General features: G+C 58.6%; 21 protein-coding genes. 6 read left to right on the forward strand and 15 right to left on the reverse strand.

All coding sequences use genetic code 11. The features are described from left to right. The first annotated feature begins 1 nt into the window (after position 1). Positions 2-850, forward strand: a complete 849-nt coding sequence (locus CAURIC_RS06095) for an SDR family oxidoreductase (protein ID WP_035112826.1) — start codon at positions 2-4, stop codon at positions 848-850. Positions 851-855: 5 nt separating this feature from the next. On the opposite strand, the gene CAURIC_RS06100 is transcribed toward CAURIC_RS06095, so the two are convergent. Next, a complete protein-coding gene (locus CAURIC_RS06100) occupies positions 856-1,683 on the reverse strand; it encodes a DUF5808 domain-containing protein (RefSeq protein WP_290182098.1) in 828 nt (275 codons plus the stop codon). 304 nt (positions 1,684-1,987) lie between these two features. Here CAURIC_RS06100 and CAURIC_RS06105 point away from each other — a divergent pair, with 304 nt between their 5' ends. Next, complete coding sequence (locus CAURIC_RS06105; RefSeq protein ID WP_035112825.1) at positions 1,988-3,250, forward strand: HNH endonuclease signature motif containing protein; 1,263 nt, start codon at positions 1,988-1,990, stop codon at positions 3,248-3,250. On the opposite strand, the gene CAURIC_RS06110 is transcribed toward CAURIC_RS06105, so the two are convergent. From CAURIC_RS06110 to CAURIC_RS06130, 5 genes are read right to left on the reverse strand one after another with little or no spacing between them, the layout of a single operon-like run. Beyond that, entirely contained in the window at positions 3,247-3,801 is a 555-nt protein-coding gene (locus CAURIC_RS06110) for a carboxymuconolactone decarboxylase family protein (RefSeq protein ID WP_035112823.1), read from the reverse strand. The two genes, CAURIC_RS06105 and CAURIC_RS06110, sit on opposite strands and share 4 nt — an antisense overlap. Positions 3,802-3,827: 26 nt before the next feature. Continuing rightward, positions 3,828-4,694 (reverse strand): type I methionyl aminopeptidase, encoded by an 867-nt coding sequence (gene map / locus CAURIC_RS06115; protein WP_035112822.1) that lies wholly within the window; start codon positions 4,692-4,694, stop codon positions 3,828-3,830. Between the two features lie 24 nt (positions 4,695-4,718). Continuing rightward, positions 4,719-6,554 (reverse strand): penicillin-binding transpeptidase domain-containing protein, encoded by a 1,836-nt coding sequence (locus CAURIC_RS06120; RefSeq protein WP_290182103.1) that lies wholly within the window; start codon positions 6,552-6,554, stop codon positions 4,719-4,721. A gap of 21 nt (positions 6,555-6,575) precedes the next feature. Continuing rightward, positions 6,576-7,244 carry a LuxR C-terminal-related transcriptional regulator gene (locus tag CAURIC_RS06125; RefSeq protein ID WP_035112820.1) on the reverse strand — a complete coding sequence of 223 codons (669 nt, stop codon included), beginning with the start codon at positions 7,242-7,244 and terminating at the stop codon, positions 6,576-6,578. Between the two features lie 11 nt (positions 7,245-7,255). Continuing rightward, on the reverse strand, positions 7,256-8,473 hold the full coding sequence (locus CAURIC_RS06130) for a sensor histidine kinase (protein WP_035112818.1): 1,218 nt from the start codon (positions 8,471-8,473) through the stop codon (positions 7,256-7,258). Positions 8,474-8,550: 77 nt separating this feature from the next. Between CAURIC_RS06130 and CAURIC_RS06135 the strand changes: the two genes are divergently transcribed. Then, positions 8,551-9,522 (forward strand): FtsX-like permease family protein, encoded by a 972-nt coding sequence (locus CAURIC_RS06135; RefSeq protein ID WP_035112816.1) that lies wholly within the window; start codon positions 8,551-8,553, stop codon positions 9,520-9,522. A gap of 36 nt (positions 9,523-9,558) precedes the next feature. Then, a complete protein-coding gene (locus CAURIC_RS06140) occupies positions 9,559-10,278 on the forward strand; it encodes an ABC transporter ATP-binding protein (protein WP_035112814.1) in 720 nt (239 codons plus the stop codon). Here CAURIC_RS06140 and ispG read toward each other — a convergent pair. From ispG to dxr, 3 genes are all read right to left on the reverse strand, one after another. Continuing rightward, on the reverse strand, positions 10,271-11,431 hold the full coding sequence (gene ispG / locus CAURIC_RS06145) for a flavodoxin-dependent (E)-4-hydroxy-3-methylbut-2-enyl-diphosphate synthase (RefSeq protein ID WP_290182108.1): 1,161 nt from the start codon (positions 11,429-11,431) through the stop codon (positions 10,271-10,273). The genes CAURIC_RS06140 and ispG overlap by 8 nt on opposite strands. Before the next feature lie 64 nt (positions 11,432-11,495). After that, positions 11,496-12,758, reverse strand: a complete 1,263-nt coding sequence (locus CAURIC_RS06150; RefSeq protein WP_035112812.1) for a M50 family metallopeptidase — start codon at positions 12,756-12,758, stop codon at positions 11,496-11,498. Next, positions 12,743-13,933: a 1-deoxy-D-xylulose-5-phosphate reductoisomerase gene (gene dxr, locus CAURIC_RS06155; RefSeq protein ID WP_035112809.1), complete on the reverse strand. Its 1,191-nt coding sequence runs from the start codon at positions 13,931-13,933 to the stop codon at positions 12,743-12,745. The genes CAURIC_RS06150 and dxr overlap by 16 nt, the downstream gene beginning before the upstream one ends. A gap of 210 nt (positions 13,934-14,143) precedes the next feature. Here dxr and CAURIC_RS06160 point away from each other — a divergent pair, with 210 nt between their 5' ends. Beyond that, positions 14,144-14,647 carry a DUF2631 domain-containing protein gene (locus tag CAURIC_RS06160; RefSeq protein ID WP_035112807.1) on the forward strand — a complete coding sequence of 168 codons (504 nt, stop codon included), beginning with the start codon at positions 14,144-14,146 and terminating at the stop codon, positions 14,645-14,647. A gap of 70 nt (positions 14,648-14,717) precedes the next feature. On the opposite strand, the gene CAURIC_RS06165 is transcribed toward CAURIC_RS06160, so the two are convergent. The 3 genes from CAURIC_RS06165 to rlmN all read right to left on the reverse strand — a co-directional run bounded on the left by CAURIC_RS06165 (position 14,718) and on the right by rlmN (position 16,802). Continuing rightward, positions 14,718-15,437 carry a VIT1/CCC1 transporter family protein gene (locus CAURIC_RS06165; protein WP_035112805.1) on the reverse strand — a complete coding sequence of 240 codons (720 nt, stop codon included), beginning with the start codon at positions 15,435-15,437 and terminating at the stop codon, positions 14,718-14,720. Between the two features lie 4 nt (positions 15,438-15,441). Next, positions 15,442-15,606, reverse strand: coding sequence for a hypothetical protein (locus CAURIC_RS06170; RefSeq protein ID WP_156963324.1), 165 nt, complete (start codon positions 15,604-15,606; stop codon positions 15,442-15,444). 83 nt (positions 15,607-15,689) lie between these two features. After that, the gene (rlmN, locus tag CAURIC_RS06175; protein ID WP_265914367.1) at positions 15,690-16,802 is read right to left on the reverse strand and encodes a dual-specificity RNA methyltransferase RlmN; all 1,113 of its coding nucleotides are present in this window, start codon (positions 16,800-16,802) and stop codon (positions 15,690-15,692) included. Between the two features lie 61 nt (positions 16,803-16,863). Here rlmN and CAURIC_RS06180 point away from each other — a divergent pair, with 61 nt between their 5' ends. Next, entirely contained in the window at positions 16,864-17,208 is a 345-nt protein-coding gene (locus CAURIC_RS06180) for a LapA family protein (RefSeq protein ID WP_290182115.1), read from the forward strand. 6 nt (positions 17,209-17,214) lie between these two features. On the opposite strand, the gene CAURIC_RS06185 is transcribed toward CAURIC_RS06180, so the two are convergent. From CAURIC_RS06185 to pyrH, 3 genes are read right to left on the reverse strand one after another with little or no spacing between them, the layout of a single operon-like run. Then, positions 17,215-18,078 (reverse strand): phosphatidate cytidylyltransferase, encoded by an 864-nt coding sequence (locus CAURIC_RS06185; RefSeq protein WP_035112803.1) that lies wholly within the window; start codon positions 18,076-18,078, stop codon positions 17,215-17,217. A gap of 51 nt (positions 18,079-18,129) precedes the next feature. Then, complete coding sequence (gene frr, locus CAURIC_RS06190) at positions 18,130-18,687, reverse strand: ribosome recycling factor (RefSeq protein ID WP_035112801.1); 558 nt, start codon at positions 18,685-18,687, stop codon at positions 18,130-18,132. 52 nt (positions 18,688-18,739) lie between these two features. Further along, positions 18,740-19,441: a UMP kinase gene (pyrH, locus tag CAURIC_RS06195; protein ID WP_290183422.1), complete on the reverse strand. Its 702-nt coding sequence runs from the start codon at positions 19,439-19,441 to the stop codon at positions 18,740-18,742. Positions 19,442-19,564: the final 123 nt, after the last annotated feature.

Below are 19,564 nucleotides of genomic sequence, written 5' to 3' on the forward strand. Positions count from 1 at the left end.
CATGTTCGCAGTCGTCACGGGAGCCGCCTCGGGAATCGGACGGGAGGTGGCTTTGCTCCTCGCGCAGCGCGGATACTCGCTCGCAATTAGTGACCGCGATGAAGCGGGCTTGGCCCACACCGCGAAGGCCATACGCTCCGCCGGTGGGACGGTAGCCGATAGCCGCGTGGTGGATGTGACTGATGTCCACGCCGTGAAAACTTGGGCCACGGACATTTGTGCCACACACGGAACGCCGGATCACGTGCACCACGTCGCCGGGGTTGCCATCTGGAGTGATGTGCGGTTCATGCCCCATGAGAAGTGGCAGCGCGTGATCGATATCAATCTCATGGGATCCGTGCACATGGTGGAGGCCTTCGCGCCACTACTCATGACGGCTGAGCCTGTGCGGCGCCTCCCATTCCAGCGCCACTATCAGCGGAAATTCGTCTTTGTCTCCTCTGCTGCCGGGATCATCGGGCTTCCGTGGCACGCGGCCTATTCCGCGTCCAAAGGTGGTGTGCTGGGTATGTGCGAAGTCCTGCGTTTCGATATGGCCCCCTACGGGGTTGACGTACACGCGGTGGTACCTGGGGCCGTAGATACTCCCCTCGTCCGGACGATCGATATTCACGGGGTGGACCGCAGCAAACCACGCATCGAGAAGGCGACAGCTTTGTTCCAGGGCCATGCAGTTTCCCCTACAGAGGCCGCCCAAAAAATTCTGAAGGGTGTGGACAAGGGTAAGTACCTGATCAACACCAGCGGTGACATTCCGGTGGCGCGCTGGGCTCAAGTCAACGCGCCGTGGGCCTACCGGGGCGCCATGCGGGCTCTCAATGCGGGGTTCCGTTGGGCGTCAAAGTAAAAAGGTCAAAGTAAAAAAGGCAGAGCGATGGAACCAATGAACACCAACGCAACGAAGACCATGAAGGCTTTGCCCTGCCAGTGCGCATAGTTGAAATCCACGCCTACCCCGTGACGCTTCTCCACGATGATCGCGGGATCATCCGGGTTGTAATAAAACATGTCCCACTTGTAGTACTTACTGTCGCGTGTGTTCTCTGGGACTTCCTGGGGGATTCGGTCTGGGTTTGACTGCGCGAGTGATTGGACTGTGGCTTCCACGGTAGGTTGCTTCATGACTAGGGCCACCACCATGCCGAGGGACGTACCTACAACCAAGACGAGCCCGCCCAGAATGGTGGCGGGCATCCAACCCATGAACGCAGGAATTCTGGTGCAAAGTTGGATACCCGCAAACAATAGGGCCAACGTCAGATTCATCACAGCCAGCCACATAGCAGTCGTGCGCAGGATAATGTGTTGGCGCAACTTGGAGCGCCACGCCGGGTTGGTGCGCGCGGGGATTTCTGACCGCAGCATCCCGTAGCTCAGCAGCGCGAAGCCGAGAGTTAGTACAAGGCCGAAAAATGTCGCAAAGAACACGCTGCCGACCGACTTATCGGCCCAACTGTCGGGTTCAAAATCGGAACCGCTGAAATGGGTTGCAAAGCGATCGGGGATGGTGTCCCAGTTCAGGGCTGTCACCCCGGCAGCAAGCAGGAAGACTACCAACGCAGCGACGGTCGCGACGAGAGAAATTGATCCCGCGCGGTGTGGGTAACCCTGGATTTCAGCTGGCGTAAAAATTTTTTCGGCGCGCGGTGGCTGGGTGGGTTCATCGTTATTCGTCATCATGCTAGTACCTCTAGGTCTGCTCCTGAGTCGGGGCGGTGCCTCAGCAAAAGCTTTGCGGGTTTGGCTATCCAGCTTACCTGGGTGGATCGCTACTGGCCGGGCGGTGCAGAAAACTATTCCCAGCTTATGTTCGATTTTGGAACGCCAAACGGGGGGTAGTGTCTGAGACCCTTTTTATACTGTTCCCGAACGTTAGAACAAGCACTAACACGCTTGTCAGCACCACGACCTGTGACCGAATATTCAATCGAGAGCACACCTGCTAATCAGACTCTGCATCATCCAGAATCACCAAGGGGAAACCATGCACAACAAATCCACCACACCGAACAAACTACCCAGCTGGCGCGTCACGGACCCACATGATCCATTGAGCGTCGCGATCTGCGACGTGAATCGGGGGCATATCAATCTGGCTTTAGCCTGTGCCCCAGCGATGGATGAGTGCGTTTCGGACATCACCACCCGCCTGTGTGTGCGGCTGGGTTTGACGGAATACCGTGCACTCACGTTGGTAGACCTCGGACACATGTTGCGAAGGTTCCCTAGCCTGATCGAATTAGGAAAATCGGGCGCATATTCACTTGACCTGTGGCGATGCGTAACGGAATGCCTATCGGCGGTCAGCGAAGAAGCCCCCGACATCATGGAGGAAAAAATTTTTCAGGCGCTGTCCCCTACTGTGCCCAATCAGGCAATGCTAGCCAGAGCGACCATCCGAAACCGGCTGGAGAAAATTGTCCACGATTACGATCCACTCGCGACCCCCATTGATTTGGATGACAACGATTCACTCACTGATGACGACGACCTGCTCCCACGCCACGACGATGACGATACGGGCCCAATCACCCGACTGGTGATTGATGACTACCTCGATGACGTCACTGAATTTCGCCTCACGCTCCCGAAACTCGAAGGGCTCGAGCTAATCCAAGCCCTCAACAGCGTACGTAAAGACAGCGTCTGCTCCCGGGCCGAAGCGCTGATGATGCTCGTGCGTGCAGAAACCAAAGCGGAAGTCACCCTGAACCTCTATCGCAGCGTGGATGAGCCGAATTCGCAGATCTGGGCTGCTGGCGGGTGGGTGAGCACGTTGGCCACCCCTGAATGGATGAAACGTGTCACCCACGTTCAAGCTCCGGGTGTGGCCAGCAACAACGGCTATGCCCCTACCCCGTTAGTGCGCGCCAGCGTTGAAGGGCGCGATGGCACGTGCCGTTTCCCAGGCTGCAGCGTACCCGCCCACAAATGCCAATTGGACCACGTCCAACGCTATAACCACGACAACCCTACGGAAGGAGGCCCGACGAGCACCCAGAATCTCCATGCATTATGTTCCAAGCACCACAACGTAAAGACCGCGGGCGCCTGGGATGTCACTATTCATCCCGATGGTAACGAGACCTGGACGAGCCTCGGTGACGGCCACACCGTGATGACCGCTCCGAACGGCCCGCTGGGCCGGCAGACCTTCCAACACCGCGCAGTTCGGCGCACGCTGGCCGTCCATGAATATAACCGGAGAAAGATGCAACAAAACCCGAACGACCAGCCACCGTTCTAGCGATTCTCGTCGACCGGGACCGCCATGATGTCCAGTGCGGTAGCAAGCCCGTCGTAGTTGCACACGAGCATCACGAACGCGACCTGCTCGCGCTCGCTGAGAAGCTCACGCAATCGCTGCGCCATTGTGGCGGTCAATCCCTGGTTGCGAACAATCTGCTCGGTCGCATCCAACAACAGGCCCCGGCGCCCGGTGATGCCGTGCTCGGGGAGGAAGAGGGCGTCGATATTAGAAGAAGAAACCCCGGCCCGCGCGGCGATGGCACGGTGTTGATCAGCCTCATACGCGCTGCCACGCAAGTAAGCAACGCGCAGAATGATCATTTCGGTTTCTTGGCGGGAAAGATAGCCAAAAGGCATCATCGAGGCGCCGTAGAGCAACCAGAATCGGAACAACCGTGGAGCGCGACCGATGGTGGCGAACACACCGAGGTTCTTTTTGCCCGTAACGCGCGCCCCAACGCGTGTAGCGAGAGTTCCGAACGGGCCGAGCTGGCGCAGATGCTGGCCGCGCGACACGGGGCCGGGGCCGAGAGTAGTTTTGTCCTCCATACCTCAGGAGATGCTAGTCGGTTTAACTACTCGTCGCCGGGAATCGTGAGAACTTCACACCCATCATCGGTGACGACCAACGTGTGCTCAAACTGGGCGGTCCACTGCTTGTCGCGAGTTTGCACGGTCCACCCGTCATCCCAAATGTCGTAAGCCAAGCTACCTAAATTGATCATGGGCTCGATGGTGAGGGTCATGCCCGGCTCCAGCAACGTGGTGTTCTGCGGGTTATCGTAGTGCAGCACTGCCAACCCGTTGTGGAAAGTAGTACCCACGCCGTGGCCGGTAAAATCCTCTACAACGTTATACCCGAAGCGCTTAGCGTAAGACTCGATCACACGGCCGATCACATTGATCTCGCGGCCCGGTTTGACGGCCTTGATGGCGCGGTCCAGGGAGTTCTTCGTGCGTTCCACCAACAAGCGGTGTTCCTCAGAGACATTGCCGGCGAGGAACGTGGCATTGGTATCACCGTGCACACCGTTTTTGTACGCGGTGACGTCAATATTGACGATATCGCCGTCCTCGATCACGGTCGTATCCGGAATGCCATGACAAATGATTTCATTCAAACTCACGCACGAGGACTTGGGGAAATGCCGATATCCCAGGGTGGATGGGTACGCACCGTGGTCACACATATACTCGTGGGCCACCCTGTCTACTTCATCTGTTGTGACGCCCGGAGCCACCGCGCGGCCAGCCTCCCGCAGGGCCTCGGCCGCAATTCGGCTCGCCTCGCGCATAGCCTCGATAGTTTCGGGAGTCTGAATCCACGGCTCACCGACGTTTTCCTGAACCTCGTCCTTCCACGCATATTCTGGCCGCTGGATGTGGGCGGGGACATCGCGGATGGGGGTTGGGTTACCGGGAATAAGTGGAGCTCTAGTCATGTATCCCGATGGTACTCGCCCCTCCTATTGCTCAGGCCGAGGAGCCTCCGGCTTTGCTCCATCTAGATTCTTGAAGAAGGTATCCGTCACCGCCACCGCATGCTCAGATCCCCCGCCCAGTACAACGAGGGTGGCAAAGGCCAGATCGCCTCTATAGCCAGCAAACCAAGCATGGGATCCTTCATTGATTTCGGCCTCACCGGTTTTGGCGTAAACCTCACCCGCGCCAGATATCGCCGAGCCCGATCCGTTGGTCACTACCGCGCGCATGAGTCGGCGTAACTCCTTGACCGTCTTCGGATTCAGGTCGTCCGTGGACTGATTTTTGCTGTCGGTCTTGTGGTCCTTGCCGGCAATGAGATACGGGGTGGGGCGCTTTCCAACCGCGGCCGTGGCAGCGACCATGGCCATACCGAATGGGCTGGCGAGATCGTGGCCCTGGCCGTAACCCGCCTCCGTGCGGTCAAGCATGACCTCGCCCTTCGGCACTGAACCCGTGATCGTATCCAATCCGTCGATCTGGAAGTCCACACCCAGCCCAAATTTTTTGGCGTAATCCTGCAATTCGCCGGGCTTGAGTTTGGTCGAGATATCCGCGAACGTGGTGTTGCAGGACTTCGCAAAGGCATTCTCCAAGGGCGTATCGCCTAAGGAGAACGAGTTGTAGTTCGTCACAATGCGCCCGCCAATATCCTGCGTGCCTGGGCAGCCCACGATGGAATCCGGATTGAGGCCTTGCTTATCCATCCCCGCGTAGGCCGTCAGCATCTTGAACGTGGACCCCGGTGGGTACTGCCCCATCAGGGCCACGTCGCCCTTCTCATCGGCCTTGGGGGTTTGGGCCACGGCTAGGATCTCGCCTGTAGATGGACGCATCACAACCATCATGGCCTGCGCATCCTTGCGGGTGTTCACGGCTTCTTGTGCGGCCTGCTGCACCTTGTGGGACAGGCTGATGTTCACGCTAGGTGCAGCGCTGGCCTCCTGGGTAGCCACGTCCCTCACCTCGGCCCCCTCCGCGGTAGCCACAACGACCTTCCACCCGTTCTTGCCCTGCAGGTCCTTTTCGACAAGTCCGGAGACCCGTGCCATGATGTCCGGCGCGAAGCCTGGGTCGGGGCGCACTAACGCGGCCTCTTCATTCATTCGTACGCCCTTGATATTGTTCAGCACGTCCTTGAGTTTGCTGCCCTGCTCTGCATTAAGGATGAGCGCGGAGAACTCTCCGTCCACTGCTTGGGCTTCCTTGGTTTTTTCGTCCACATCAAACTCGGGAACATCCGGCAACTGCCCGCGCACGCCGTCTAGTTCTGCACCAATACGACGCATCACGGCGCCCACATCGTCGGTGGTAGTAGTATCCACGAACACGCGCCACTTCGTGCCCGGCTTGAGTAAAACGGCCCCGTCCGAGCCGACTACGCTGGCTATTTTTGCAGGCACGGTACGCAATTCCAGGTGCTGATTCGTGCCGAGTTCGGGGTGCAATAGCGAAGGCTGCCACCGCACGCTCCACGCCTCACCCGACTTCGTCAACACCATCTGCGAGTCGTAATCAAGTTCACGATCCCCTGGGAGATCCCACTTCATGTGGTAGTTCGCCGTGGCCACATCGCCATTGGTGTGTACGTCTTGCAGTTGCGTCGACAACCCTTCGGCCTGCAACGAATCCCATGTTTTCTTGATAACATCTCCCGCTGCTGTCGGGTTGTCGGTCTGCGTTGCTGCATCCTGGTGCCCAGCTAGCGCTTCGAGGAACGACGCCGCGGCGGCATCGGCAACATCCGGGCGCGGGGTACAAGCACCCAGCGAAAACACCAAGCTAGAAATGGCAATGGCAGAAGTGAGGGCACGTCGCATGCGGTCATGCTAGCAAGCGTTTTAAAGAATTCCGCGCTCCCGCGCCACAGCAACTGCGGCAGTTCGATTGCTCACACCAAGTTTGGTGAAAACCCTGCCCATATGGGATTTGATAGTGGCCTCCGTCAAGATGAGCTCCCTGGCGATTTGCCGATTGGACCACCCCTGCCCCGCTAACTGCAGTACATCGATTTCACGGGCTGTAAGGGCTTCCATGGGACGGTTCATATTCTCCATGAGCTTGCCCATGACTGGCGAGCTCATCACGGATTGCCCACGGGCCGCTTTCCTGATCCCCTCAGTCAGCTCCGCAGGCGGGCAGTCTTTAAGTAAGTAACCCACGGCACCTGCGGACACCGCCCCAACGACTTCCCCGTCCGTGGAATAGTTGGTCACTACCAACACTTGTGGGGCGCCTGGTATGGACCGGATTTCCCTCGTGGCATAAACTCCCCCGGCCTCCCCAGCGCCGACTTGCTGTGCAAAGCGCAGATCCATGAGCACCACATCCACGCGAGGTTGCTCCCCGGCCAGCGAGGCGCGGACGTAATCGATCGCCCCCTGCGCGGTATCGACAGTAGCCACCACATCAATGTCCGGTGCCGTGGTTAACATCGCTTCCAAACCCGCCCGGATCACCGGGTGGTCGTCAGCGAGAATTACGCGCACAGGGGATTGTTGGTCGGCCATAGTGCTCCAGACTACTCGCGCCCACCCGTCGGGATCTGCACGGCAACACCGCACCCGCCACCCGGTTCGGCTTCTAGCGCCATCGTTCCCCCCACTGCTTTCACTCGGCGCAGCACACCCGCCAACCCCGTCGCATCCAGCTGCTGTCCGGGGTGTGCCGCATCCACCAATACGGTCCCCTCTCGGGAGCGGTGCGTACGCAACCCCAGTTCATGCATACTCGCCATATCGAAACCATCGCCGTTATCGACTACATCCAGCACCACTTGGTCTGGTTGGAAAGTCAGTGTCACCCGCCCTCGCGTGGCATTGGCATGAAGGGCGATGTTGCTGACCAGCGATTGCCCGATTCGCACCAATTCCTGCTCCACGGCCGCGCTGACACTACGCGGTTCCCCGTCCACGTCGAACGTGATGGCCTGCCCCATCGCGGTGGAGCTAGCGACGCGGGCCAACGCGACCGGCAGATCCGCCCCCATCATCGGACTCGGTTGCAAAGCCGCGATGATACGCCGGGTCTCCAGCAGGTTTTCCTGCGCGGTGGTCTGGGCCAGGCGGATTTGGCGCCCCAGCTGCTCTCGGGTTCCGGGATCCAACGTGGTGGCGTCGAGTAAAGAGATTTGCCCTTCAATCGAATGCAACAGCATGTTGATGGAGCTCAAGCCCTGCGCGATCGTGTCGTGAATGTCCCCGGCAATTCGCGCGCGTTCCTGCATTTCGCCCGCGCGGTGGGATTCTTCCTCGCGTGCTTGGGCCTCCACACGTAGCATCCGGAATCCTAAACCCAAGGCGATCGCGACCAGCGCGCCGATGATCGGACCGATGATCCCACCGACGGTCCACCCAACATTGCGTGCGATGCCGTAAACCGCCAAACCCGTCATCACGAATACTAACGGCACCGAAACACGCGGACGGAACACCCCCAGCACCACAAAGAACAACGCAAACACCAAGTAGACAGCCGACTCGCCCCGAACGAACAGCAGCACCCACGTAGCCAGAACCAGCGCGATCCACACCGACCGCTGCGGGATCATGCGCCCCGAGCTGTACGCCAACGCGAACGCCACGACCTGCCAAGACATCCCGTCGACCACGACTGTCACCACCAGCAGGATGAAAACCAGCAAGTGCAGCGAATGCCCCAGTGCCGTCCACACTCGGTCGAGTTGATCAACGCGCCTGCGCGCCGCCTCGTGCCTTCCTAGGGCCCTTCTACCGATCATTGTTCCAACTTTAGTAGGAACCAAAGTCCAGCCTTGCGCCCGATGTGTAAACGCGCACGTCAAACGATCATTGAAGTATGTTTCAGGGAATTAGAGAACTCCGGTCCGCCAAAGGCCGCACAGCGTTGATCACCATTACCGTCGGAATGATCACCATCATGGTCACCTTCCTTTCATCGCTGGCTGCTGGTTTGTCTTTCGAATCCGTCTCGGCGTTGCAGGCTCGTTTTAATTCCGACGCCACCCAGTCCAAGCAAGCACTGCTGCTACAAGATAGCGGCACCAGCTCCCTAGCTTCTTCGCGATTGACCCCGAACCAGCTGCAGGCTGTCGAGGCCGCTGGCGGCGAAGCGCTGTACATGTCCCGTGCCAAGGTGGGCACGTCCACCGTCGTGCTTCTCAGCGACGCGCAGGTCAAACCCGGCACTGTCGAGGTACCCGAGGTGCTGTACAACGATGCCCAGGCTGCGATGCCTGAGAAGTCCGCGGTCACAGTCTCCGATGAGGTCTACTTGGATCACCAACCAGTCCTGAGTGTGAACCCTCGCGACCTCAAAGATGACCCAGGCGCGTCCACCGCGGCTTTGGTGAGCGAGGATTTCGCAGCACCCAGTGGCACCGTCATGCTGAAGGGCAAGGAGCGGTGGAATGCTTCTGCCAGCTATCAGGGCGAACAGACCTCCCTGAACATGATGGTCGTACTGCTGTACGTGATCTCAGCACTTGTGCTGGGCGCATTTTTCACCGTCTGGACCATGCAACGCCTGCGTGGGGTGGCCATTTCTTCCGCCCTCGGAGCCTCGCGACGTGTGTTGATTGGCGACTCGTTGGGACAGGCCCTTGTCATCCTCGCCGGCGGGATCGTCGCAGGAGTTTTGATCACATTCATAGCGGGGTCCGCGTTGGCGTCGGCAATGCCAATCACCTTGAGCGCTACCACCTTGGCGCAGCCCGCAGTGATCTTGGCGGTTGCCGGGCTGCTGGGAGCCACGATTTCCATACGTCCCGTTTTGAAAGTCTCCCCGCGTACCGCGCTGGCGGCCGGGTAAAACCCATTTCCCTCCCCTCACGAAAGAAGGTTCAATATGTCTACACAAAACCCAGCCCTAGTGACCGAGGGGCTCACCCTCGATGTGCAAGATGGCACCACGACCCGCCGCATCCTCAGCAACGTGAGCTTCACCGTGGATGGAGGCGAAGTGGTCGGCATTACCGGCCCGTCGGGTTCCGGGAAGTCCACGCTGTTGGCGGTGGTGGGGTGTTTGCAAGAGCCCACCTCAGGTCGCGCGGTGCTCAATACGGCGCAAGGTTCGATAGACCTGGCTGCCGCCCGTGGTGCGCAGGCAGCTCGAATCCGGCGGGACAGCCTCGGAATCGTTTTCCAGCAGCCGAACTTGCTGCCCGCGCTCACCGCCGAAGAACAGTTGGTGATGATGCGCCATCTCGGGAAGTTATTCCGTGGGAACAAGAGCGAAGACAAGAGGAGGGCACGGGATTTACTGGAGGCCGTGGGCCTCGGGGATAAGGCTCGAGCCAAGACGGGCGAGCTGTCCGGTGGTCAACAGGCACGAGTGAATTTAGCCCGGGCATTTATGAATAATCCCGAGCTGTTGCTGGTCGATGAGCCCACCGCCGCGCTGGACACCAAAGCCGCCACCGAAGTGACGGCTTTGGTCAAGAACCTCGCCCACGATCGGAGCATTCCCGCGCTGTACGTCTCCCACGACCAAGAACAGCTGCAATCGCTGGATCGCACGGTGACGATTGTGGATGGAGCGACGATCGTAGATGGAGCTACTACTTAGTAACGCGAACCTCGGCCTTTTGGCCTTCGATCGCTTCCATGCCCTCTTCGTCGGCAATGCGCATTGCTTCCTCGATGAGGGTTTCCACAATCTGGTCTTCGGGCACAGTCTTAATGACCTCACCCTTCACGAAAATCTGACCCTTTCCATTGCCGGAGGCCACCCCGAGGTCTGCGTCGCGGGCCTCACCTGGACCATTCACGACACATCCCATGACGGCCACGCGCAATGGGAATTCCATCCCCTCCAAGCCGGCGGTCACTTCCTCGGCCAGCTTGTACACATCCACTTGTGCACGACCACACGATGGACAGGACACGATCTCTAGCTTGCGCGGACGGAGGTTCAGCGACTGCAGAATCTGGTCGCCGACCTTGATCTCTTCCACGGGGTCCGCTGACAGGGACACGCGGATGGTATCGCCGATGCCTTGGCTCAGCAGCGCACCGAAAGCCACAGAGGACTTAATGGTGCCCTGGAATGCTGGTCCGGCCTCGGTCACCCCTAGGTGCAGCGGATAATCAGACTTTTCCGCCAACTGACGGTAGGCCTCCACCATAATCACTGGGTCGTTGTGCTTCACGGAAATAGCGATGTCCCCAAAGTCGCAGTCTTCGAACAAACCGGCTTCCCACAGCGCGGATTCAACCAATGCCTCAGGCGTGGCTTTGCCGTACTTTTCCATGATGCGTTTATCCAGGGAACCGGCGTTCACTCCGATGCGAATTGGAACACCCGCATCACCGGCGGCCTTCGCGACTTCCTTGACTCGCCCATCGAATTCCTTGATGTTGCCCGGATTCACACGCACGGCCGCGCAACCCGCATCGATAGCTGCAAAAATGTACTTGGGCTGGAAGTGAATGTCTGCAATCACCGGGATCGGCGACTTGCGCGCAATCGCCGGAAGAGCTTCCGCATCCACGGTCTTAGGACACGCGACACGCACGATGTCACAGCCCGACGCAGTCAGCTGCGCGATCTGCTGCAAAGTGGCATTAACGTCGTGTGTTTTCGTGGTGGTCATGGACTGTACCGAAATTGGGTAATCACTACCCACGCCCACGTTCCCAACCATTAGCTGGCGGGTCTTGCGCCGTGGCGCCAGGGTGGGTGGTGGGCCGTCGGGGATCCCCAGTGAAATGCCAGTCATGAAGTTAGTCCTCAGCACCTTTCGAAGCAACGATAAATCTCTCGACCAGTCTACGCGCGAGAAACTAGAACAGGCGGATCGGGTTGACGACGTCCGCTACGATCACCGTCACACCGAATAACAGCAGTATCAATGACGCTGCGTAGGTCACCGGCATCAGGCGCGTGTAGTCCGCGGGACCGCCGGGGGCCAGCCCCTTTCGGCGTCGGAAAAAGTCCCGCACCTTTTCCCACAACACCACAGCTATATGTCCACCGTCCAGCGGTGGCAGCGGTACGAGGTTAAACGCAGCGAGGAAGAGGTTCAGGCTGGCCAACGCCATGAAGAAGCTGGCCCACTGGTCGTACTTGACCAATTCGCCACCAAGACGGGAGGCTCCCACCACGCTCATGGGGGAATCATCGGCGCGGTCGCCACCGAAAATGCTGGCCACCACGCCAGGAAAACGCTGCGGCAGCTCCGCGAGCCCCCTCGCGGTTTCCTTCACCGCCATCCCCGTGAAGCTCAGGGCGCCACCCACGGCCGTAGCCGGGTTGTAATGCTGTACTCGATACTCCGGGACTTTCGCTTTGACGCCCACCGCTCCAACCACCATCGTGTTCCCTGCGGAGTTGAGCCGCTCCACGATCTGGATTTTCAAGTCCACGGGCACGGCGGAGTCTCCGCGTTGGACTTCCGCGGGAACAGTGATGGTATCGCCCGGTTGCTTGCCCTGATTCGCGTTGGCATCTTTACCCAGTTGGGATACTTGCTTGGAAAACGCTGGGAAGTCGGCGACCTGTTCGCCGTTGATACTCACGAAGGTGTCCCCGGGTTGGATCCCTGACTCGGCCGCGGGCCCTGCGCCGGAACAGGCTGCCAGAGTGCCGTCCGGATTTTGTTGGGGAGCGGCACAGGCTGTAGATGCGACGGTTGGTGTGAATTGCACACTGCGGTCAGGCAGTCCCCATGCCAGCGCCACGGCGTAGATCAGGCCCAGCGCCAGAATGATGTTCATGATGATGCCGCCCAGCATGACGAATATACGTGCACGGGCGGGGCGGTCGTACATGGCGAAGGGCCGATCCTCCGCCGTCATCTCGTCGAGCTTGGTCATGCCGGCGATATCGCAGAAACCGCCGAGGGGGATGGCTTTGAGACCGTACTCGGTTTGCCCATGCTTCGCGCTGTGCTTGGTGGTGGACCACAAGGTCGGCCCAAAACCGATGAAGTAGCGGCGCACGCGCATCCCGGTCCACCGCGCGGCATACATATGGCCGGCTTCGTGCAAGGCAATGGAGATAGCGATTCCCAGCCCGAAGAGGATGATGCCTAGTGCGAAAGCCATTGAGCCATCCTCTCGTGAGCCTTATTGCGGGCTTCGCGTTCGGCGGCGAGAACTTCCTCGAGATCAACGGGTTCAGATTTGAGGTGCTCGCAATCTTCCATGACCGCAGCAACCGTATCGACGATGCGCGGGAATGACAGAGTGCCGGCCAGAAATTCCACAGCAGCTTCCTCGTTAGCCGCGTTGTAAACAGCAGGCATCGCCCCACCGGTAGCAACGGCTTGACGCGCGAGCTCCACTGCGGGGAAAACTGCTTCGTCCAGTGGTTCGAACTCCCACGTACCGGCCTTGGTGAAGTCGAGCTTGCGGTGTGCCCCTTCAATGCGGTCCGGCCATCCCAAAGCCAGGGAAATCGGCAAACGCATCGATGGAGGGGAGGCTTGGGCAATCGTCGAGCCATCCACGAACGTGACCATTGAGTGAACGATGGACTGCGGGTGCACGGTCACTTCGATGCGATCGGATGGGATGCCGAACAACAGGCTGGCCTCAATGAGCTCCAAGCCCTTGTTCACCATGGTGGCGGAATTCAAGGTGTTCATCTGCCCCATGGACCACGTTGGATGGGCCGCTGCCTGCAGGGGTGTGACCGGTTCCAGCTGGGCGCGGGTCCATCCACGAAAAGGACCACCGGAGGCAGTAAGAACCAGCGTATTGACTTCGTCCGCCTTACCAGCCCGCAGGCATTGGGCAATGGCCGAATGCTCCGAATCCACGGGAATGAGCTGCCCAGGGTTGGCGTTTTTCAGCACCAACTGTCCACCAGCGACGAGCGATTCCTTGTTGGCAAGGGCCAGCTTTGCAGGAGTTTCGAGACTCTTCAAAGTGGCATCCAGACCCAATGAACCAACCAACGCGTTGAGAATCACATCATCTTCGGTGAGTTCATCGGCAACGGCTTCGACCAATTCCCGTGCTGAATCTGTACCGCGAATGGTGTGCCCACCAATTTCGGCTTCGATGAAATCCGCGGCCACATCACTTGCCACTGCGACCCTATCGGCGGGCAGGTTAAACTTCTTGGCCTGCTCCAACAGTAATTCTGGTTTGCTGCCGTGGGCCGAGATACCAATCAACTGGAACCGGTCCGGGTTCTCCGAAATGATCTCCAGAGCCTGTGTGCCTATGGATCCAGTGCTTCCGAGTACTACAACACGAGTGTTCACAACGAACATTGTTCCATATGAATCAGACATCCCCGTTTGGCTCAGTCATTTCTGCGCACCCATGTGCCAAATGGTCACATTTAGGGGTGCAGGGCTCCAGTCAATGGCGTGTTTGTGGCAACAATATGCCAAAATGGTTTCAAGTTATATCTGCAGGTGCCAACTCGCGGTGCGTGAGCTCCTCGCAGAATGGTTTACCTTTGACATCAGGAGGAAACGGTGGGATCCCACGCTAAGGCAACTTCCGAAGCTGTTGCTATCGATCACGACGGCGCACACGACCACACGGGCGCTCACGCGGTCGCACACCCGCACGACAGCCACCCCGTAAAGCACGAAGTGTTCAACGGCGTTTCTACCAGGGATGTTCCATCCGCAGGCTGGGGCTGGAGTGAGCTATCTAAGCGCTCCATCATTCTTGCCGGTCTCATCGGTGGCCTGTTCCTACTGGGCATGCTCTTCGGCAACCACCGGGGTAATGTGGAGAACATCTGGCTGATTGGCCTAGCAATTCTCGTCTTCGCCGGTACCGCGAAGTGGGCAATGGGTTCCCGTGGCAAGGTGAAGAAGACCGTGACTGCTCGCAACAAGCCAGTCGGCCACATCGAGCCTGACTGGGCTGCCGATCAGCTCAACCGCACCGGAGTTTACGCAAACCTCACCCCTGAGCAGTCCGCAGCACTGAACCACAACTACAAAAGCACCGAAACGGTTCAGAACTAACTAGGCCTCCGGTTTACTCACCGGAAAGCCAAAGTCCCTCGCCTTCCTAGGCGAGGGACTTCTTGTTTGGTTAAGCAACTCCTGTACCGAACAGCAAACCAACTCCATAGGTGACGATCAGGCCTAAGGCACCGCCAATGAGCAGCCTCAGCATGGAGCGTCCCCTATTGGTATCGGAGATTCGCGCCGAAACGTAACCCGTGAGAACCAAAGTAGCTAGGGTCACGAAAGTAACCGTGAGCCCTCGGGACGAGGCGGGCGCCAAAATCACGGACATGATGGGAAGCAACGCACCCAAAGTAAACGCAACGGCCGACGACAACGCCGCAGCCCATGGGTTCGTAAGGTCCTCGCTATCGATACCCAGCTCCAACTTCAAGTGAGCTTTGAGTGGGTCTTTCGATTCGATGTCTGTCACAGCACGGTCGGCGATGTCATGGGATACGCCATACCCCTGCAGAATCTCCACTAATTCGCGGTGTTCTTCTACAGGGTAGTCCCGCAGTTCGGACTTCTCCAGATGAATGAAGTGGCGTTCAGAGTCGCGCTGTGCGGATACCGATACGTACTCGCCTAGCGCCATGGAGACAGCACCCGCCACAGCGGCTGCCACGCCGGCAATCATGATCGCGGAAGTACCACTGCCTGCCGCGATCACGCCGAGCAAGATGCAAGCAGTGGAGACGATGCCATCGTTGGCGCCGAGCACACCAGCGCGCAACCAATTCAGTTTGGAATTAATAGCCGAGTTGTGTGCTTCAGCAGCATGTGGTGAATCAGCGCTATGCATTTCTTTAGACTCCGACCTCACCAGGGTTTTCCTCAGACAAACCCAGCAGAGGAAGCATGGCCTCCCCGGAACTCCGAGCACATACGGTGCTGGCGGTGGTGGGCAGAAAGGCCACCGCTGCATGAACAAGAAGGGCGTGCGCAGGAATACCTGCGATGGTTTCAAGCATGATAGCGACTATATGGGTAGCGCACGCCTTCCCGCCAGCAAGGATAGGCGTAGCTGAAACCAGCTCAGGGTAGCCTAAGTCTCTTAATTCTCTTCAGCGGCGAGCTGCCCACAAGCCGCCGCAATTTCTTGGCCCTTCGTATCGCGCACGGTACACGGCACGCCCTGGGCTTCCACTCGGCGAACGAACTCGTCTTGCACTTCCTTTGGGGAGGCATCCCACTTAGAACCGGGGGTTGGGTTTAGAGGTATCACATTGACGTGCACCTTAGACCCCAGCGCCCCACGCAACTTCTTGCCCAGTAGCTCGGCCCGCCACGGTTGGTCATTCATATCGCGAATAAGGGCATATTCGATAGACACACGCCGACCGGAGGTATCCGCGTAGTATCGCGCGGCATCCAGCACCTCATCCACCGACCAGCGATTGTTCACCGGCACTAACTCATCGCGTAATTCATCATCGGGGGTGTGCAGTGAAACGGCCAAGCGCACCGTCATTCCTTCGTCAGCCAGCTTTCGAATGGCCGGAGCCAATCCGACTGTGGAGACAGTCACGTTACGCTGAGAAATACCAAATCCCAATGGCGGAGGAGAAGTAATCTTGCGGACCGTATCCACCACACGCTTGTAGTTGGCCAGCGGTTCGCCCATACCCATAAACACGATGTTGGACAGTCGCCCTTCCCCGCCTTCCACTTCCCCATCACGCATCGCGGCGGCGGCGAAACGAACCTGTTCCACCATTTCCCCCACCGAGAGGTTACGGTCCAATCCACCCTGCCCGGTAGCACAAAATGGGCAGGCCATACCGCACCCTGCCTGCGAAGAAATACACAAGGTAGCGCGGCCCGGGTAGCGCATCAAAACCGATTCCAACAACGTGCCGTCGAACAGTCGCCACAACGTTTTGCGCGTTTCCCCATCATCGGTATTCAGGTGACGCAATGGTGTCATCAACTCCGGGAAGAGCGCGTCTCGCACCGGCTTTCGCTTATTCTCCGGCAAGTCTGTCATATCCTCGGGATCCGCCAACAGGCGCCCGTAGTACTGCCGCGCCAACTGGTCCGCACGAAACTTGGGCAATCCCAATTCTTCAACTGCATTTTTGACTTCTTCGCGGCTCATATCCGCCAGGTGTACCGGCGGCTTTCCCCTGCGTGGAGCGGTAAACGTCAATTTCACTGGTTCAGCCATGATGCAGGTTATTATTGCACGCCGGTGGCACTTCGGTCACTTTTGCAGTTGAATAGGTGATATGTCGAATAACACCGCTCCCTTTAACGAGTCTCAGGACTTCAACTCCTACGACTCCCCCGTTGCCCCTAGCGAAACCGCCGATCGCGATCCCCAGCGTCGCGTCAAGGGCTCTACAGCGGGTGGTACCTGGGTAGCCCTGATCATCGGTGTGCTGCTCCTGATCGTTCTGCTGACCTTCATCTTGCAGAACCAAGAGAAGTTCGACTTGCAATTGTTCGCTTGGTCTATCCAATTGCCCATCGGCGTGGGCATGTTGCTCTCAGCTATCCTCGGCGCCCTGATCATGGCCCTCGTGGGTGGCGTGCGCATCCTGCAGCTTCGCCGCCAGGTTAAGCGCGCCTAGTTGCGGCTAGCTGCCACTGATCATATTGAGGACCACCCACGTGATCATCGCGGCTGGCAGCATGCCGTCTAGGCGATCCATCAGGCCTCCGTGCCCCGGCAACATGCCGGACATGTCCTTAATCCCCAGGTCCCGTTTGAACTGACTCTCGACCAAGTCCCCCAATGTGGCGCACACTGCTAGGCCCACGCCCAGTAGTACGCCCACCCAAAACGGTGCCCCCAGCATCAACGTCACAGTGGCAATACCCACCACGGTTGATAGCAGCACCGACCCGGCAAAACCCTCCCACGATTTCTTTGGACTCACCGCCGGCGCCATCGAATGACTGCCGAAGAACACCCCAAATATATACCCACCTACATCCGACGCCACCACGCAAGCCATGAACGTCAAGATGAAGGCCACGCCACTGGCGGTCTCGGTTTCCATCCGCGAGAGCATTGCCGCAAAGGAACCAAAGAGCGGAATCCACGTAAGAACGAACACGCCCACGGCCACATCGCGCACATAGTTGTGTGGCGGGGAATGCCTGCCGTGGTGGAAAAGCCGTGTGATCATCAATAACAGCACGCTGGTCACATAACCGGCGACCAAACCGGTGGTGCCGAACGGCCACGATAGCCACACCATGACCTGCGCGCCGATGCTTAGAACGATCAGGCTCAACACGTAGCCAGTTTCGTACAATCGGCGCCAGACCTCGTAGACCGCCAAGCCCAACGCAATCGCCACCAGGGGGTACCACAAGAACGGGTTCAGAAGTGCGCCGATGGCCAGTCCCCCTAGAAGAACTCCGACGGAGACCGCCTGGGTCAGGTTACGCCCAGCGTTATTCTTCGGCTTAGGTAAGGCCACGGCCTTTCTCATTCCCCTTCTATGCGTGTGCCTGGTGACGGCAGGTTAAAAACCAATGGAGGTTTACACCTCCATGAGCTCCTGTTCCTTGTGCTCTACCAGCCCGTCAACCTGCTCCACGTGGTTGTGGGTGACCTTCTCCAGCTCCTTCTCAGCAGCCTTGACTTCATCTTCACCGGCTTCGCCATCTTTCTGAATCCGGCTCAGGCCTTCCATGCCCTTGCGGCGAATGTTGCGGATGGCGATCTTGGCATCCTCGCCCTTGGACTTGGCAACCTTCACCAAATCTCGACGGCGCTCCTCGGTCAACTGCGGAACCGTAACGCGCAGGACCTGGCCGTCATTGGTGGGGTTCACGCCGAGGTCGGAGTTACGGATGGCGTTCTCGATGTCATTCATCGTGGATGCTTCGTAGGGCTTAATGATCAACATGCGCGGCTCAGGCACGCTGATCGTTGCCATCTGGGTAATAGGGGTTGGTACCCCGTAGTACTCGGCGATGATGCCGTTGAACATCGCCGGGTTGGCACGACCGGTACGGATAGTCGTGAGCTCTTCACGGGCGTGCTCAACGGAGCTTGCCATACGCTCTTCGGATTCAAGCAGAATGTCGTCGATCATAATTAAAATCTACCAGTTTCGGTTGTCGTAGGGTCCAGAGGACAGGCTGGGGTTAGCGGTCCGCGGCGTCGGAACCAACATAGGTACCAATACGCTCACCGGAAACGGCCCGTGCAATATTGCCCTCAGCGAGCAGGTTGAAAACCAAGATCGGCATGTTGTTGTCCATGCAGAGGGAGAACGCGGTGGCATCGGCGACGCGCAGCCCCTTCTCGATGACCTCGCGAGGGGTGATATTGGTAAACAGCTCCGCATCGGGGTTGGTGCGTGGGTCGTCGCTGTACACACCATCCACGGCCTTCGCCATCAACAGTACGTCGCAGCCGATCTCCAGAGCACGCTGAGCAGCTGTGGTATCCGTGGAGAAGTAGGGCATACCCATACCCGCGCCGAAAATGACCACGCGACCCTTTTCCAGGTGCCGATCCGCACGTAGTGGCAGGTATGGTTCCGCCACCTGCGTCATCTGAATCGCGGTCTGCACACGGCAGTCAACGCCCTCTTGCTCGAGGAAGTCCTGCAGCGCCAGGCAGTTCATCACGGTGCCCAACATACCCATGTAGTCGGAGCGAGACCGGTCCAGCCCGCGCTGCTGCAGCTGAGCCCCACGGAAGAAGTTTCCGCCACCAATAACGACGGCCACCTCCGTACCGTTCTTGGATACCTCCGCGATCTGGCGGGCCACGTTTTGCACGACGTCCGGGTCAATGCCGACATTGCCCCCACCGAACATCTCTCCACCCAACTTCAGCATTACACGTTTGAACCCGGTTGTTGTCTCGTCAGTGCTCACTATTCTCCTTAGATGGGGGATTTTACGAGGCTGCAAGCGCGCTTCGCCTATCGTCGTTTGTCGTTGATCGAGTTTATCAGCGCG

The organism is Corynebacterium auriscanis (genome assembly GCF_030408435.1).
Taxonomy (GTDB): domain Bacteria; phylum Actinomycetota; class Actinomycetes; order Mycobacteriales; family Mycobacteriaceae; genus Corynebacterium; species Corynebacterium auriscanis.